The 16,069-nt window shown below is 65.4% G+C and carries 13 protein-coding genes; 10 read left to right on the forward strand and 3 right to left on the reverse strand.

The genetic code is table 11. The features are described 5' to 3' along the window. Positions 1 to 200 precede the first annotated feature (200 nt). The gene (locus tag QSK00_RS06495; RefSeq protein WP_285588778.1) at positions 201 to 590 is read left to right on the forward strand and encodes a hypothetical protein; all 390 of its coding nucleotides are present in this window, start codon (positions 201 to 203) and stop codon (positions 588 to 590) included. A gap of 46 nt (positions 591 to 636) precedes the next feature. Here QSK00_RS06495 and QSK00_RS06500 read toward each other — a convergent pair whose 3' ends face one another. Together QSK00_RS06500 and QSK00_RS06505 are read right to left on the reverse strand one after the other, a co-directional pair. Further along, entirely contained in the window at positions 637 to 2,715 is a 2,079-nt protein-coding gene (locus QSK00_RS06500; protein WP_285588780.1) for a GmrSD restriction endonuclease domain-containing protein, read from the reverse strand. Between the two features lie 175 nt (positions 2,716 to 2,890). Further along, positions 2,891 to 4,426: a glycoside hydrolase family 16 protein gene (locus QSK00_RS06505; RefSeq protein WP_285588782.1), complete on the reverse strand. Its 1,536-nt coding sequence runs from the start codon at positions 4,424 to 4,426 to the stop codon at positions 2,891 to 2,893. A 263-nt stretch (positions 4,427 to 4,689) separates the two neighbouring features. Here QSK00_RS06505 and QSK00_RS06510 point away from each other — a divergent pair, with 263 nt between their 5' ends. Next, a complete protein-coding gene (locus QSK00_RS06510; protein WP_285588784.1) occupies positions 4,690 to 5,874 on the forward strand; it encodes a hypothetical protein in 1,185 nt (394 codons plus the stop codon). A gap of 54 nt (positions 5,875 to 5,928) precedes the next feature. Here QSK00_RS06510 and QSK00_RS06515 read toward each other — a convergent pair whose 3' ends face one another. Beyond that, entirely contained in the window at positions 5,929 to 7,215 is a 1,287-nt protein-coding gene (locus tag QSK00_RS06515; protein WP_285588786.1) for a CHAP domain-containing protein, read from the reverse strand. Positions 7,216 to 7,646: 431 nt separating this feature from the next. On the opposite strand from QSK00_RS06515, the gene QSK00_RS06520 reads away from it, so the two are divergent. The 8 genes from QSK00_RS06520 to QSK00_RS30400 all read left to right on the forward strand — a co-directional run bounded on the left by QSK00_RS06520 (position 7,647) and on the right by QSK00_RS30400 (position 16,036). Continuing rightward, positions 7,647 to 7,940: a hypothetical protein gene (locus QSK00_RS06520; protein WP_285588788.1), complete on the forward strand. Its 294-nt coding sequence runs from the start codon at positions 7,647 to 7,649 to the stop codon at positions 7,938 to 7,940. A 5-nt stretch (positions 7,941 to 7,945) separates the two neighbouring features. Beyond that, positions 7,946 to 8,449, forward strand: a complete 504-nt coding sequence (locus QSK00_RS06525; protein ID WP_285588790.1) for a sensor histidine kinase — start codon at positions 7,946 to 7,948, stop codon at positions 8,447 to 8,449. A gap of 47 nt (positions 8,450 to 8,496) precedes the next feature. Continuing rightward, positions 8,497 to 9,141: a LuxR C-terminal-related transcriptional regulator gene (locus tag QSK00_RS06530; RefSeq protein ID WP_285588792.1), complete on the forward strand. Its 645-nt coding sequence runs from the start codon at positions 8,497 to 8,499 to the stop codon at positions 9,139 to 9,141. A gap of 444 nt (positions 9,142 to 9,585) precedes the next feature. Next, the gene (locus QSK00_RS06535; protein ID WP_285588794.1) at positions 9,586 to 11,073 is read left to right on the forward strand and encodes a sugar transferase; all 1,488 of its coding nucleotides are present in this window, start codon (positions 9,586 to 9,588) and stop codon (positions 11,071 to 11,073) included. 46 nt (positions 11,074 to 11,119) lie between these two features. Next, positions 11,120 to 12,667 (forward strand): tyrosine-protein kinase domain-containing protein, encoded by a 1,548-nt coding sequence (locus QSK00_RS30395; RefSeq protein ID WP_352231096.1) that lies wholly within the window; start codon positions 11,120 to 11,122, stop codon positions 12,665 to 12,667. Next, positions 12,667 to 13,953: an oligosaccharide flippase family protein gene (locus QSK00_RS06540; RefSeq protein WP_285588796.1), complete on the forward strand. Its 1,287-nt coding sequence runs from the start codon at positions 12,667 to 12,669 to the stop codon at positions 13,951 to 13,953. Before QSK00_RS30395 ends, QSK00_RS06540 begins: the two co-directional genes overlap by 1 nt. A 104-nt stretch (positions 13,954 to 14,057) precedes the next feature. Next, the gene (locus tag QSK00_RS06545; RefSeq protein ID WP_285588799.1) at positions 14,058 to 15,113 is read left to right on the forward strand and encodes a glycosyltransferase family 4 protein; all 1,056 of its coding nucleotides are present in this window, start codon (positions 14,058 to 14,060) and stop codon (positions 15,111 to 15,113) included. Beyond that, positions 15,110 to 16,036, forward strand: coding sequence for a glycosyltransferase family 2 protein (locus QSK00_RS30400; RefSeq protein ID WP_352231097.1), 927 nt, complete (start codon positions 15,110 to 15,112; stop codon positions 16,034 to 16,036). The genes QSK00_RS06545 and QSK00_RS30400 overlap by 4 nt, the downstream gene beginning before the upstream one ends. Positions 16,037 to 16,069 lie beyond the last annotated feature (33 nt).

Genomic DNA, 16,069 nt, shown 5'->3' on the forward strand with positions numbered 1-16,069 from the left:
CCGCTCGCTTCTCTCCCGCCCGCAGGTCCGCGGTCCTTCCCCTCCGGTCCCGCGGCGACCTTTCCGACGACGGGTCGATCCACCCCGTTCCCGACGGCGGGCCCGCAGATCGGGGAACCGAGGACGGAGCCGTCCGGCGGCGGGCCGCGGACGGCCGTGCTGGTCGGCTCGATCGCCGTCGCGCTCGCGCGCTCGCCGTCGTGGCCTTCGTCCTGCTCCGCCCGTCGAGCTCATCACCGCCGACCACGTCCTCGGCCGCTCCCTCGTCGGCCACCACGACCCGGACCGGTGTCGTCTGCCCGACGGAGGCGTCGGCGACGTTGCCGGAGACGGTCGGGAGCGGGCTGCTCGTCGCGTCGAACCAGCGCATCCACATCGCCGTGTGCTCGGGTGCGTCCGGGACGCTCTACTACTACGGCGCCGACGACCGCACCAATCTCACGATCACGCTGCCCGCCACACGTTCCGCCGACGGGTTCACGGCCACGAACAACGGCGTCACCTACACGATCTCGGCGGACCACCTCCTGGTCGCGAAGGCGGGCCGGACGCTGGAGGACGAGGATCTGACGTCGGGTTGGGTCGGCTGAGGCCGACACTGACGGCGTGGGAGGCCCACGCAGGACCTCGTTCCCCTCAGTCGACGTCGACAGTCGCGTGCTCGATGAGCTCGGCGAGCATGGCGGAGTCGATGTGCCGGTTGCCCGCCGCGCGACCCTTGTCGTCGAACGTGACCCCCTCGGCCTCCAGCATCGTGCGTGGTGACGCATCGTTCGACGGGTCGAGCCAGACGAAGTCGGGGGAGACCATGCCGCCGGCGCGGAGGACCCGGTGAGGGTTCGGGGTGGCCACGGTGGCGAGGCGCGTCCCGACGACCCGCGCGATGACGCCGAGCAGGGCCGCGAGATCGCCGTAGGTCGTCCAGTGACCCGCGGGGACATGCGCCAGCGCTTCATTGAGCAGGTCCCACCGGACGCCGTCGTCGGAGGGCCCCGGCGCGGGGGTGGAGGAGGGTCCGGGCCAGGTCGCCGCGACCAGGTCCGCGAGGGCGAGCGAGCGCTGGGTGATCTCCTCGCGTCCCCAGGTCTCGTGCTTCGCGATGTCCTGGTTCATCCGCACGCCGCTCTGCGCGAGCAACTGTCGCTTCGCGGGGAACGGGTTGTTGCTCAGAGTGGCGTTGTAGCCGGTCAGCGTCAGGTTGCCGAGGGTGTGGACGAGGCTCTGGTGGAGCTGCCCGATCGACTCGTCGTCGTGCCCCTCGTCGCGGGCGAGTTCGGCGCTCCACGCCGGTGTCAGCGTCTGCGGGAGGACGTGCTCGATCGTGAGCTTGGCGGTGTCGACCGGCTCCTTGCTCCCGTACGTCTCCTCGATCCAGGCCAGCACCAGGAACTTCTGCCGCGGTCGGCCGTGGAGATAGAAGGGGATGGCGGGGAGTCCGGCGCGGAGGTCCTCGTCCGTCGCGAAGTGCTTCCTCCCCGTCGACAGGTACTCGAGCACCGCGACGTCCACGGCGGCGTCCTGGTCCATCTCCTTCGCGGCGTCGAGGAGGATCCGGTTGAGACCGGCCGTCGCCCGGCCGACCAGGAGCCGGCGGACCAGAAAGCTCTCGATGGTGAGGAGCGCACGGGCCACCTCGTCGGAGGTCGCCGTGCCCGCGTCGCGCTGCGAGAGCAGGTGCAGCTGGAGGGGCCGCACAGTCGTCGTGCCCCACTCGTTCAGGCGGGCGAGCCGCTGCCTGACGTCGGGATGGGGTTCCGACGTCGGGTCGAGCATCGTCCTGAGCAGGGTGCCGAGCACGGACCATCGCGTCACCTCGGCCTCGATGGCCTCCTCGGTCTTCAGACCGTCGAGCCGGGCCTGCTGGCGTGAGTAGGTGTCGCTCTGCTTGATGCGGGGATCGATCTGGACGAGGTCGAGCCAGAACAGCAACTCGAGGTCGTCCGGGCTCAGCGAGTCCTGGAGGGGCTTCCAGAGGCTCGTGTAGACCGACGGGCCGCGGTCCGGCATCCGCATGAAGACGTAGTTCCGCAGCAGGTCGCCCTGCGTGAGCTTCAGACCGGTGTTGTTCAGTGACTCGAAGATGCGGTGGGCATTGTCGCCGGGTTGCGCGGTGACCGACACCAGCGCGAGACCGGAGGTGAGGGCCTCCTCGACGTCCTCGGCCGAGAGTTCGGGGGCTTCCGCCGCGAGATTGAGCAACTTCCCCTGGAAGAAGCGGAAGGCGCTGCCGATCCGGTCCACGCCGCCGGCGTTCGGGGTGGAGTAGAGGATCGCTTCGTAGGACGGGCGGTCCGCCTGCGTCGGCGCCAGCTTGGCCTTCTGTTCGTGCTTCTTCGCCCACTTGTTGACGAGGAAGTGGTCGGAGATCCGCTCCGCGTGCTCGGGTGACTCGTGAGCACCCCGGTGGTCGCGGACGGCGCAGAGCAGCACCGAGAGGGTCGTCAGACGCTGCTGCCCGTCGACGACCAGGAATTCCTGCACTCCCGTCGGGCCGTTGCTCGGACTCGGAGCCAGCACGAGGGAGCCGATGAAGTGATCCGCCTTGGCATCCTTGAGCCGATCGATCGCGACCTTGACGATGTCCTTCCACAGGCGGTCCAACTGAGCGTCCGTCCAGGAGTACGTCCGCTGGTACAGCGGAATCTGGTACTGGATCGAGGCCTGTAGCAGTTCCTGGATCGTCGTCTCCCTGGCAGCGACCACTTCTACCCCCATCGGTGTCCGAGTGCCGCGGCGATCGCTCGCCGCCGCTGCGGGCCGAAGGGTACGGAGCCTTGCCGAGAGTGGACCGAGGGGTGTCACCTCTCTCCACCCCGAAGAGGCGCACGTCGGGGCGGCCTGGTGCCGACCGCCTCGACGTGCCCGTCTTCTCGTGGTCAGCGCGCGACCGTCACCTCATCGCGTTCTTGTAGACGCGGATGTAGTCGACCTTCATCTGCTTCGACATGGCTCCGGACGGCGGCGGGCCGGCCCAGCCACCGACGGCGAGGTCGACGATGATGCTCTGCGGGTGGCTCTGGATCGCGCTCCAGAGACCGGCCTGCTTCGCGTTGGCCTGGGCGGCCGTGATGGTGCGCACCGGCTGGTCGTCGATCGACCACGTGATGTGGCCGTTCGTGCTGTTGTCCCAGTCGATCGCGTAGGTGTGCCAGCCGGACACGTCGCCGGAGGGCACGGTCGCCGAGGTCCCCCAGTTCACATCCGGCGAGCCGTAGTGGATGGTCTGGTGGACGACGTTGGCGGCGTCCTTCGTGCCGATGTTCTCCATGATGTCGATCTCGCCGATGGTGGGCCATTCCTGACCCGTGCTCGGGTTGCCGATCGTCCAGAACGCCGGCCACAGGCCCTGGCCCAGCGGGAGCTGCATCCGGGCCTCCCAGTGGCCACCCGCCTGCTCGAACGTCGGAGCCCCCTGCTTCGACCAGTCGCGCATCGTCAACCGTGCGCTCGCGTGGGTGCAGACGTTCGGTCCGCACTTCTGGCTGGTGTCCGGCTTGGTGTCGGCGGTGATGACGAGGTTGCTGCCGTCCTGGACGGCGTGGTCGTCGCGGTACTGCACGGTGGTGTTGTTGCAGCTGTCGGCGTTCTTCCAGCAGGGGTCGGTGAACCAGACGGTCCTGCCCAGACCGGAGTTGGCGTTCCCGCCGGCGTTGCCGTTGAACTCCTGCGAGAAGGTGACCGGGTTCGAGGCGGTGGTCGTGAGGATCCGGTGGGGGTCGAGGTTGAACCACGTGCCGTTCACCTGGACCGCGACGAACACGTCGTAGGACCCGGCGTCGAAGGTGCGGGCGGCCGAGGTGAAGGTGTAGCCCGACGTCGGGATGGAGGCGGACTTCGCCCCGGGGAAGTCGAAGGCCGCGCCGGAGCCGTTGCGTGCGGCGATGGTGACGGCCTGGACGGCGACGGTGGTGCTGGTGGCGTGGAGCTTGGCGGAGGCGGTCACGCTCTGCCCGGGCGCGGCGGTCGGCAGCGTCAGGCTGTCCACGACGACCCCGGACGACGCCCCGCCCACCGTGAAGGATCGATGCGGATCGAGGTTGTACCAGGTGCCGGAGATCTGGACGGCGACGAATGCGTCATAGGTCCCGGCCGCGAAGGTGCGGGAGCCTGCGGTGAAGGTGTAGCCCGTCGTCGGGACGGCGGCGCTGGTGGCGCCGGGGAAGTCGAACTGGGCTCCCGAGGTGTTCCGGACAGCGATCGTCACGGCCTGGACGTTCACCGTGCCGCTGGTCGACCGGACCCGCGCCGACGCGCCGACCGACTGTCCCGGCTGCGCCGACGTCGGCACCGTCAGGAGGTCGACGACGATGCCGGGTGCGGCCGAGGCCGTCGGTGCGAGGGCGAGGGAGGTGCCGAGCGGGACGAGGAGAAGGGCCAGCCCCGCGAGGAGGCTCAGAAGCCGGCGAGAGAGCGCCTGCCTGGTCATGGTCGTGAGATTCCGATCCGGGAGAGCCGGTCCCCGCGCCGGCGGTGGAGCCCGACCGAACGGCGCGGGCGGCGTCGCGAGGGCGCCCCCCGATGCCCTCGCGCCAGCACTTTCTGCCAGCGCGGTCACCGTCGGTGGAGCGGTCCTGGACGGTCCTGGACGGTCCTGGACGGAACGCGACACGATCGGGGACCCACGGATGCCCGCTGTTCCGGAGCGTCGTCGTACGGCAAGATCGTCACCCGACCAGGGGGGCGTGGTCCGTGCCGTCGCCCCTGCCCGGCTCGAGCCGCCAGGAGCTTGCGTTGGTCTCTCCCGACGAGATCCGCGACCGTGAGACGTTCGGCGCCGCCATCCGATCACTCATGGGTCGGGGGCCGCTGTCGCGTGAGGAGTCCCTCCGGGTGACACGGGAGGCTCAGCAGCGGCACTTCGTGGTCGAGGAGCATCGCCGCGCGACGGTCTATGCCTGGCGCAACGGGAGCCTGCCGCAGAAGAGCGAGGGGCCCTACCTCGGTTTCCTGCTCGCCCACCGCGTTCCGGTCGACGAGCTCGGCTCCTGGATCCGGGCGCTCGAGCGGGCCCGCACGCAGGCAACGCCACCGGCGTCCGCACCATCGGACCCCGAACCGGTGCCTGAGGCAGAGGAAGCACGATGGCCCGACGGCGAAGGCGGGGCGCCGGCCGCGCCCGCGCAACCGTCCGACGAGGACAATGCCCGGCACCCGGGCCGTCGTCGCTGGCCGCTCGTCGCAGCGGGTGTCGGGCTGGTCGTTGTGCTGATCGGTGTCACGCTGGTCGTGCGGACCGCGGGGAGCGGTGCCGCTCCCCAGCTCGGCTCCCCGCTCCCGTCCACGGTCGAAGAGCCCTTCCTGCGGGAGGACTTCGACGAGCTGTCCGGTGTCCTCTGGCGGCCGCCGTCCGAGCCTGCACACATGTTCGCCGCCGATCGGGTCCTCAATCTCGTCGGGGCCACCGACGCCGACCCGCGTGAGATCGACGTCGACCTCGAGCCCCGCTCTCCACAGGACTTCCGCGAGATCGATTTCACCGTGAGCATCCGGGATGCGCGGGTGCCGGGGGCGGGCGGCGGGAGCCTGGTGCTGACCGAGCAGGACGGCCGGACCCACAAGCTCGTCTTCGGTCCCACGCCCAGCACGCCGCCCACGGAGGTGGCGGGAGCCCTGATCTGCAGCCGCCCGTCGTGTCGTAGTTATGACGACTACGACCCACCACCGCCCACCCGTCCGTTCGAGTTCCTGAGCGGCGACGAGGTCGTGCCGTTCCGCGTCGTACAGAACGACGGCACGCTGACCTTCCTCATGCGCGGCCAGGTCATGGGACAGGCGCCGCTGGCCACGCCGTTGCGGTCGTTCCGCTTCAACGCCTATTCCGGGCCCGAGGAGCGGTGGCGCATCACGGTGGACGCCCTGCGCGTCTACCGCTGACGCCGCCCGGGCACCGACCCACGAGGGGCGGTGCCCGGCGGTCGTGCCTCGGGGTCAGCCGGCCGCGGGGCTCACGTAGCCGTAGATGCCCGACTTCTGGCTCGATCGCGCGGTGACCGCGTCGCTGACGTTGCCGCCGATCGTGCGGACCGACCCGTCACTGTTCACCGCCACCACGAGGTCGACGTGCGAGGTGCTCGACGTGCTGCCGTAGAGGACGGCGTCACCGGGACGCACACCGGCGAGACCGGAGTGCGCGAGTCCCTTGCCCTTGCCCCAGTTCCAGATGCTCACGGCGCCGGGGTACCGCGGGATGTCGACGCCCGCCTTCTGCCAGACCCACGTGGCGAACAGCGCGCACCACTGGACGCACGGCCCGTAGGGGTTGCAGTTGTTCCCAGTCTCCTTCACGCCCAGCTGCGACTGCGCGAGCTGCACGATCTTGCCCCGCTGGTCGCTCGCGGTCGGGGCCGGAGGCGGCGGCGGGGTGTAGGAGATCCGGCCGCTGTACTTGGCGTCACCGAAGGCGAACACCCCACCGTCTCCGCCGGCGAGGAAGTACCCGGCCTTGGTCGCGGCGATGGTGAAGACGCCCGCGTTGAGCGGCTGGTCGGCCATCGACCCACGGAAGGTCGCGTCGCCGAAAGCGAACACCCCTCCGTCCGACGCGCCGAGCAGGTAACCCTTGCCCGACGGCGACGCGGCGATCCCGGTGATCGGGGAGTTGAGCGTCGTGCCGTTCATCCCGCCCGCGAACCCGGCGCTGCCGAAGGCGAAGACCCCGCCGTCCCCGGCGGTGAGCCAGTAGCCGGCGCCGTCCGGGGTCCCGGCGATGCCCACCACGGGCTGGTTGAGCGCCTTGCCCGCCATGGAGCCCGCGAACTTCGCGTCGCCGAAGGCGAAGACGCCGCCGTCGGCGCCGACGAGCCAGTATCCCTTGCCGGTGGGCGACGACGCGATCCCGACGACGGGTGCCGAGAGCGCCTTCCCGCCCATCGACCCGAAGAAGCCGGCGTTGCCGAAGGCGAAGATGCCGCCGTCCTTGCCGGTGAGCCAGTAGCCGCCGCCGTCGGGGGTCGCTGCCATCGCCACGATCGGTGCAGACAGGGTCTTGCCGCCCATCGAGCCGTAGAACGGCGCGTTACCGAAGCTGAACACCCCACCGTCGGCCGCGGCGATCCAGTATCCGCCGGTGGGGCCGTGCACGGCGAAGCCGGTCGCCGGCGTCGAGCTCGTGGGGGTGGCGGCGGTGGCGTAGGGGGCGAGGAGCGCCGATCCGATCGCCGAGCCGAGGAGGAGCGTGAGGCCCACGAGGAGGCCCACGAGCCTTCGGGGGAGCACGTGCCTGTTCATGATCCGTTCCATCCGATGAGGGCCGGCCGCGCCGGCCGAGGAGCTCCGCCCGGCTCGGGACGAGGGGCGGGTTGTCGCGAGGACGCCCCCCGAGCGGCCCTCGCGACGGAACCCATCCATGCAGGTCATCGCCGTCGGAGATCACCTCCGGGACGATCCGGGACGGTCCCGGACCGCGCTCACCCGGCCGGTCCGCGAACGGAGCCGACGATCACCCTCAGGGTCGTCTCGAAGTCAGCGGTCGGCCCTGCGCGCAGGTCTGCGTTCTGCCGCACACTCTCCGCTTTCGTCACTCTGACGATGATTCACCGGCCTGCGGGCGGGGCCTGGGTCGTCGGCGCCCTGGGCGTCGTGACGCGAGCCGTCGCCTCCCGCACCCCGCGCTCGGTGCGCTGGCGGCAGGCCTCGTCCTGCTCGGGGTGGCCGAGGCCGGCGGGGCCTTCATGCCGCCGTCGCTCGCCGCGCTGAGCCCGCTCTTCTCCGGCGCGGGTCTCGTCGCCGTGGTCGTCGTGCTGTGGGGAAGTCTCGGGCTGGCCCGCCGGGCCCTGTTCGTGCTCGACGACGAGCAGGCGTCCCAGGAGGAGGAGCTGCGCCGCGCGGAGCAGCAATTGGCCCGGGCCGAGGCCCGCGACCACGACCTCCGCAACGGCCTCGCCGGGCTCGCCTCGGCGGCCGCCGTCATGGGTGGCGGCCGCCGAGGCGAGCCCGGCTGAGCCACGTGGTCGCCGACGAGCTCCGCCGTCTCGACGACCTCCCCCAGGGGCACACGGGCGACGATTCGCCGGACGCGCGGGGCCGCTACGCGGTGGCCCCCGCGCTCGAGGGCCTGGTGATGCTGCGGCGCAGCGCGGGACTGGACGTCCGGGCCGACGTGGAGCCCGACCTCCATGCCGTCGGATCGCCCCGCACCCTCGCCCAGGTCGTCACCAACCTGCTCTCGAACGCCGCTCGGCACGCTCCGGGCAGCCCGGTCCGCATCACGGCCGTCACCCGCGACGGCTCGGCGGAGATCCGCGTCCGCGACTTCGGGCCCGGGATCCCGCCCGGGCAGGAGCGGGCCGTGCTCGAGCGGGGTGTCCACGACGCGAGCGCGGGCGGGCTGGGGCTCGGTCTGCACCTCTGCCAGACCCTGCTCGCCGCGGAGGACGCCGCCATCGAGGTCAGCGCGACCCGACACCAGGTGCCGGGCTGCGAGGTGCGCCTGGTCCTCCCGGCGTCGTGACGACGGCGAGCGGCGCGACCGAGGCCGGCCCTCCCTATCCCATCGCCGTGATCGACGATCACGAGCTCTTCAGCACCGCCCTCATCATGGCACTGCGCGGCGAGGGACTGCACACGTTCGCCGTGTCCGTCTCGGACGTGGGCCGGTTCCTCGGCGACGCCGACGCCGACACCGGGCTGGTCGTGCTCGATCTCGACCTCGGACAGGACGCCGAGGGGACCTACCGCCACGGCGCCGACCTCGTCGGGCGCCTCCGGGAGCGGGGCTGGGCGGTGCTCGTGGTCAGCGGAAGCGTCGACGAGCCGGGAACCGCAGGGGCCATAGCCGGTGGAGCCATCGGCTCGGTGCCCAAGTCGAGCTCCTTCGACGTGCTGCTCCCGGCAGCCCGCGGCGTGCCCTTGATGACGGAGGCCGAACGCCGGGAGTGGGTCGACCTCCACCGCCACTACCTGGCGCGCGAACGAGAACTCTCCCGTCGGCTCGCCCGATTGAGCCGCCGCGAGCGTGAGGTGCTCGAGCTCCTCGCCGAGGGCCGCCGCGCGGCGGCCGTAGCGGAGCGCCTCGTCGTCAGCATGCCGACCGTCCGCACCCAGATCCGGTCGATTCTCACCAAGCTCGAGGTCAGCTCCCAGCTCGAGGCCGTCGCCCTCTTCCGCCAGCAGCCCGACACAGGCCGAGGCCGCCGCGCCTGATCCTCATCACGCCGAGAGCCCGCGGCCCGAGTCGGGCTCGACCCCCGACCCCTCCAGCGTCCACGCCCGATCGGCTCCGCTCAGTCACCGAACGCTCGTGGGACGACACGCGTTCACTCGACCGTGACACGGCGGAAAGGTCAACGAAAGGCCAGGGCCGGAGAGTCTGGCCGTCGGGGGACACCACGCTCCGTGGCGATCATCCGCCTTGGTACAGACCCAAACAGGTCTGATCGGGGCAACTCGCGTCAGAGGTGCTGGGCGTGTCGGCCGGAAACGCCGCGCAAAGTATCTGAACCGAGTAACAGGGCGAGCGGTCTGGAGCGATAGCCGGGTGAGGGGCACACGAACAGGGGCCGGCAGCGAACGGGCGACCCGGGTGGGCAGTGATCGCCGACCCATGTACGCTCTTGCACCGTCCGTGATCAGGGGGGGTCACCGGAAGTGACACAGCAGCAGGAACTTGAGGCGACGGCGTCGTCTCAGGCGCCTACGCAGGGAGCACCCGCGCAGCGGGATCGCTCTGGCGCGGAGCGCCTCGACACGCCGTCCCTCGCCCAGACCGTCTATGTGACGAGCCGGCCGATCCTCGGGATCGGCTCAGCGCGCGGCATCGCAGCCTGGATGATCGTTCCTCCGGTCGATGCGGTGATGCTGCTCCTGCCGCTCCTCTGGGCGCCCGAGCACTTCAAGGCCATCGTCCTCATGGCGGCCGTCTCGATCGCTCTGCTCTTCGGCGCCGGTCGTTACCGCGCACGTCTGCACCTGAGCGTCCTCGACGAGATTCCGACGCTCTTGGGGCGCCTGCTCACGGCCGCCGCCGTGGTCGCGACCCTCTTCGCGCTCGTGAACCAGACCGCAGAGGTTGGTCCCTTCCTAGGATTGCTGCTGGGCACCATCGGGCTAGTCCTCGCGGGGCGGTTCCTCACGACGACGCTGATCCTCACTGCTCGCCGCCGCCGCATCGTGGCGCACAAGACCATCATTGTCGGTGGAGGCGTGCGGGCGGCCGAGATGGCAACGCTCCTCAACCGCTACCCCCAGTACGGGCTCGTGCCGCTCGGCTTTGTCGACGACGACGGCGACGGCGCCGAGGCCGGACGAGTCATCGGTCATCTGGGCGAGGTCCAAGACCTTGAGTTGCTCGTTCCGGCCACCGGTGCCGACGTTCTGCTTGTCGCAGACGGCAACCTCGCCGAGACCGAGCTCCTCGACATCGTGCGCAGCCCCGAGTGCGAGGACTGCGATCTCCTCGTCATCCCGAGGCTCCCGCAGTTCCACACGCAGGTTGGTCATGTCGACCACATTGGGTCCGTCCCTGTCATGCGCATCAGGAACCCCTCCCTCGAGGGTCCCTCTTGGGCTGTCAAGCGTGCCTTCGATGTCGTGATTAGCGGTCTGGCGCTCCTTGTCCTGGCACCGATCATGGCGATGTGTGCGCTGGCCGTGCGCCTCGAAGGAGGGCCTGGTGTGCTCTTCCGGCAAGACCGAGTCGGGCGTGATGGTCAGCTCTTCTCATGCCTCAAGTTTCGCTCGATGAAGCCGGCGACCTTCTCCGAATCAGCTACGCAGTGGAACATTGCAAATGACAAACGTGTGGGGCCAGTCGGGAAGGTACTCCGTCGGTCCTCTCTGGACGAATTGCCGCAGCTTTGGAGCATTCTGCGTGGGGATATGACGCTTGTCGGCCCGCGACCGGAGCGTCCGCACTTCGTCGACAAGTTCTCGATTGAGGTGGACCGTTATGCTCATCGCCACCGTGTTCGGGCGGGATTAACGGGCCTGGCGCAGGTGAGCGGGCTCCGCGGCGACACCCCTATCAGCGATCGCGCGCGATTCGATAACTACTACATCGAGAACTGGTCGCTTTGGCTGGACGCGAAGGTTATCCTCAGGACCTTCGGGGAGGTAATCTTCGCTCGGGGCCGCTAGATGTCAGTGGAAAGTCAGTACGCGAAAGCATTCTGCGGGGATCGTCTTGACATTAAATGAGTACGGGCGGGTTTTAAAGGATCGCTGGACTTGGATCCTAGCTGTTCTGCTTGTCGTAACGCTAGGAGCAGTTGCTTACTCGATTCTGCGTGCTCCAAAATTTACGGCGGTCACCACTCTGTACGTAGCGGCGCAGAGCGACACAAACAGTGCTCAGGCCGCGTACCAAGGCAGCCTGTTATCAGAGCAGCGTATTACGTCCTATGTGGAACTAGCTACGAGTCCGCGAGTACTTCAGCAAGTCATCAATGAGCTGCAACTACCCGTCACTCCTGATCTGCTCGCAAAGCAAATCAGTGCAAGTAATAAGGTAGATTCTGTATTGCTTGACGTGTCCGTGACCTGGGATGATCCACAAGACGCAGCAAACATTGCGAATGCAGTTGGACAAATCCTCCCTCAGGTTATCAACGAACTCGAAAGGCCCGCTGACCCTCGTTTGCCAGCTGCGATTGCAGTTCGGCAGGTAGCGCCAGTCGGTGCGCCCCTTGAGCCGTCAGGAACGAGTCCGCTCAGCTTAGTGGCTGCAGGCTTGGTTGGAGGCCTGTTACTAGGCTGTGGAGTTGCTCTCCTAGTCAATGTTCTAGACACGCGGGTGAAGAATCGCGAGGACCTCCGGAAAGCGGCTAACGCCCCTGTCCTCGCAACAATCGGAGCCAACAGCGCGGCGGAGGCAGCGACCCTCGACTTGTCGGTGGCACTTCGAGGATCAGCCGCTGACGACTATAAATCTCTACGGACAAACCTAACCTTCTCGAACGTCGACGATCCAGCGACCACAATAGCTGTAACCAGCTCTCTTCCGGGAGAAGGGAAAACGACCACTTCCTGCCTGCTTGGCGCCGCTCTTGCCGCAGCAGGTTCAAAGGTGCTCTTGGTAGACGCCGACTTACGACGACCAGCGCTTGCTAATCGACTATCGATAGAGCCACGTGTAGGTCTGACTACAGTGCTCAGCAATCGCGTCGATCTCGCTGAAGCTGTCCAACCCTCTCGGATTACCAATCTTGATGTTTTAGCTAGCGGCGAGGTGCCAGCGAACCCAAGCGAGATACTTGCATCGGCCTCAATGAGTAACCTGCTCCGAGAGGCTAGGCGAAGTTACGACTATGTGGTCGTTGACACGGCGCCAGTGCTGCCAGTGCCAGACACCCTCGCCCTTACGAATTTCGTTGACGGAACAATCCTACTTTGCCGGACCGACCGAACAAGGAAAGTTGATACTCGGGAAGCTTGCGACCGCATCAGCAGTGTTTCAGGGCGCCTGCTTGGCACTGTGCTCACGATGAGCAAGGGTCTCTCGCGGTCCGCATACAACAAGTACGGTTACTACTCTTCATTGAACGAGGAGGAAAGCCACTTGGCACCAAGCGTAGTTGCACCCGCTCGCTTCCCCAGCACCTCCGCAGTGCGTTCGACTCGGTCGTCGGACGCGATCGATACAAGGGCCGACACGATCAACATGGATCGTCGCTCTCAACCCACTCCTGCTCCGCGAGCGTCTCCGCCGGTTCGGGGACCGCACGGGCCTTGATGAACGCCTCGATGCGAAATAAAATCAAATCCCGGCTTGGCCGCAACACGTTGGCTAGCTTCGCTGGCCAACTTGCCAAGACCGGCCTTCAAGGTGCTTACTTCGTGATCGTAGCCCGAGCTCTTGATGTCGATGGGTTTGGTGCGTTTTCAGCAGTTGTAGCACTCGCAGCGATTCTCTCGCCTTTTGCTTCATTAGGCACGATGAGTCTCGTAATCCGCAATGTTGTTCGAGATCCATCTTCGGCTTCTGAACAAATTTCAACGGCTTTATGTGTGACTATTGCTGCTTCGTCTCTTTGTGTGTGTGCGATAGCAGTAGTCGGTCCGATGCTGCTTCCTGCATCCGTTGGGCTGACTCCCATCGTTTTGGTTGCGCTGGGAGACATTCTTGGGATTCGAGTGGCCGAGCTCTGTTACGGCCTGTTTGCTTCTAGCCTGCGGATGACGGCATCCGCCGTTTTCCAGCTCCTCATGTTCGGTGCCAGGCTGCTCGGGGCGGTGGCCCTATTCGTCTTTGGGTTTTTCACGCTAGAAGCCTGGTCAGTCGTGTACGTGTCCGTCACAGGGATGATCGTGGCTGTGATTGTCCTCTATACTCGCCGACAGTACTCTTTCTCGCGACCGGATTTCAACCGTTATCGAAGTGAATACAAAGATGGTCTTCTGTTTGCAGTTGGGCTAGCTTCACAATCCATCTATAACGACGTTGACAAAGCAATGCTAGCTAGATTCTCCACCCTGGATGCCGTAGGCGTGTACACAGCCGCGTACCGCGTCATAGATATGGCATTTACTCCGGTGCGTGCGCTCCTATCTGCCTCCTTTCCCCGGTTCTTCCAGCATGGCGCTACAGGGGCAGAAGGCGCAATGAGGTTCGCGGGTAAGGTCTTACGTCCCAGTTTATTGTATTGTGCACTGTCCTGCGTTGGTCTTTTACTCTTCGCCGACGTGGTTCCTCTCGTTCTCGGGGAGGGATATATAAATTCCGTCGATGTGCTCCGCGCCTTGAGCGTTCTGCTTCTGCTGAAGGCGTTCCACTACTTTGCTGCGGACGCACTCAGCGGCGCCGGCTACCAGGTTCAGCGCAGCGTCACGCAAATTTCCATGGCTGTGATCAACGTTGCTATCAATATCCCGTTGATTACTTCCTATGGCTATTGGGGAGCAGTTTATTCGAGCCTCATCACAGATGGCATGCTCGCGGCAATTCTTTGGCTTCTACTTCTAAATTCCAGAAGACGAGAAACAAATGCACTCCAACACTCGGCAAGGGTCCTGTCCTAATGCGAATAGGAATATCAACGGCCTCTGGTCCGCCATCGGACGTTATGACTTGGTCGGGAACGCCCGCTCATCTTCTCCGGCATCTCCGCGCACGGGGGACCGATGTGATTGAGATCCACCCGAAGCGCCGAACCGGGTACTTTGTCGCCAACAACCTTTCAAATCTAACGGCGAGATTCAATCTCAAGGTCAATTGGGAAGTCGAGCGCAAATATGTCGCGAATTTGACGCGAACCGCCGTAGCGAGCGCGAAGTCCGCAAACTGTGACGTGCTCGTCGCTATGGGCTGGATTCCATATTGCCGGTTGAAGGAAGAACTGCCCGTACTCTATTGGGGCGATGCAACGATCGGGCAGCGCTTGGATAAGGCTCCTCACTGGTCGAATTTGTCCAGAAGAACCAGAGACCGAGCAGAATCATTCGAGCGACAGGCTTTTGGTCGACTCGATGCCGTTGTCATGGCTTCACATTGGGCGGTTGTTGATGTCCAGGAGCGATACGGAATCTCTCCCGAGAAAGTAAAAAGAATTCCGTTCGGTGCCAACATCACAGACCCCGGTTTGTCGAGTCGGCGCTGGAACGGCGCTACATTGCGTATTCTAACCGTTGGCGTCAAATGGCACCGGAAGGGAATCGATACAGCCGTTCTGGCAGTAGACGCTTTGAAGCGTTCTGGGCTTGATGTACGACTAGACGTGGTTGGCGTCCGGCCGCCCGACTCGACCTGGGAACGGCCTTACGTGCGATATTGGGGATTTCTGTCGAAAGAGGACGAAGACGATGCCGCAGTCCTAAGCAACCTTTATGCTACACGTGATATCTTTCTACTACCTACACGTAACGATCCTTTCTGCCTAGTCGTTGCAGAGGCAGCCGCATTTGGGATGCCAGTAATCTCGACGGACACCGGTGGTGTTCCCGAGCGCATCGACCGGGGCGGAATTCTCGTACCCGTTGAGAGTCCCCCGTCCGTTTTCGCCGAAGCGATCCGCAAAGTTGTCACGGACGAGGTTGAGTACGAGCGGTTTAGCTTAGGTGCGGTTCAGGATTTCCATGATCGCACAAGTTGGCCAACCTCATCGGAACAACTGTTAGAACTCTGCAGGTCTATGGTTGATTTCTCGCGCGGGGTTAACGGCGATTCGATGGAGGGGGCATGACTCATGTTAGCGTGATCATTCCGACGGTTGGCCGACGCTCATTGCCTGCTGCCGTGAACTCTGCACTCGACCAGGTCGACGTCGAGGTGGAGGTGATAATCGTGTGTGACTTGGAAGATGTGCCTTTCTCCGTACAGAGTTTGAGTGGACCGCGAGTCACAACCCTTTGTACGGGCGGCGCAAGAGGCGGTTCGTACGCTCGCAACCTCGGAGTGCGAGCGGCGACAGGCGAGTATGTTGCATTTCTCGACGATGACGACGAGTGGGTTTCGGAAAAACTTGTTTTGCAAATCGCAGCCGCGAAAGAAATTGAGCGAAGCGGACAGCAGCCGGTCGTGTCATCTCGAGTTCGACAGCGCTACGCCAGTCAGGGACGGTTGTCTGTTCCCAGCCCGCGACGCCTGATCTCATCCGCAGAAAGTCCTGAGCATTTTCTATTCAATCGGCGGTCTATCGGTGTCGGCAGGCCGCTGATGCCGACCTCCACACTTCTGACTACGAGAAGTGTCTCCGAGTCGGTTACGTGGGACGAGACGCTCCGTCGCCACCAAGATTGGGAGTGGCTGATAAGGGTTGCACGTGTCCCCGGTGTGACGGTCCTCCAGATCGAGGAGCCGACCACTGTCTACAACGTAGGAAGTCCCTCCTCCATCTCCGCACGTCCAGAATGGACACCATCCTACGAGTGGGTGCAGCGGTATAGAGATGACTGGCCAGGGCAACTATACGCGAGCTTTATCTTCTCGCACGTGCTTCGTTTCTGCCTACATTCACGGAACTGGTACGATACATTTCGTATCGCTGTAGAAACCCTACGTGTTGGTCGGCCAAACTTCATGTGTGTCGTCGCTGCTCTCGGTGGAATTATTCCTCGTGGAGTGCTCGAAAGGCTCGCGTTTAGCTCTGAACTTCGGGGGAAATGATGGTTGACCAGCCCCAGAAGATTCACTTTGTTT

The organism is Actinomycetospora sp. NBRC 106378 (assembly GCF_030269685.1).
GTDB lineage: Bacteria > Actinomycetota > Actinomycetes > Mycobacteriales > Pseudonocardiaceae > Actinomycetospora.

Bases quoted from the DNA above. Each gene is read 5' to 3' on its own strand.
- QSK00_RS06500 (WP_285588780.1), bottom strand. From the start codon at position 2,715: ATGGGGGTAGAAGTGGTCGCTGCCAGGGAGACGACGATCCAGGAACTG.
- QSK00_RS06505 (WP_285588782.1), bottom strand. From the start codon at position 4,426: ATGACCAGGCAGGCGCTCTCTCGCCGGCTTCTGAGCCTCCTCGCGGGG.
- QSK00_RS06540 (WP_285588796.1), top strand. From the start codon at position 12,667: ATGAACGCCTCGATGCGAAATAAAATCAAATCCCGGCTTGGCCGCAAC.
- QSK00_RS30400 (WP_352231097.1), top strand. From the start codon at position 15,110: ATGACTCATGTTAGCGTGATCATTCCGACGGTTGGCCGACGCTCATTG.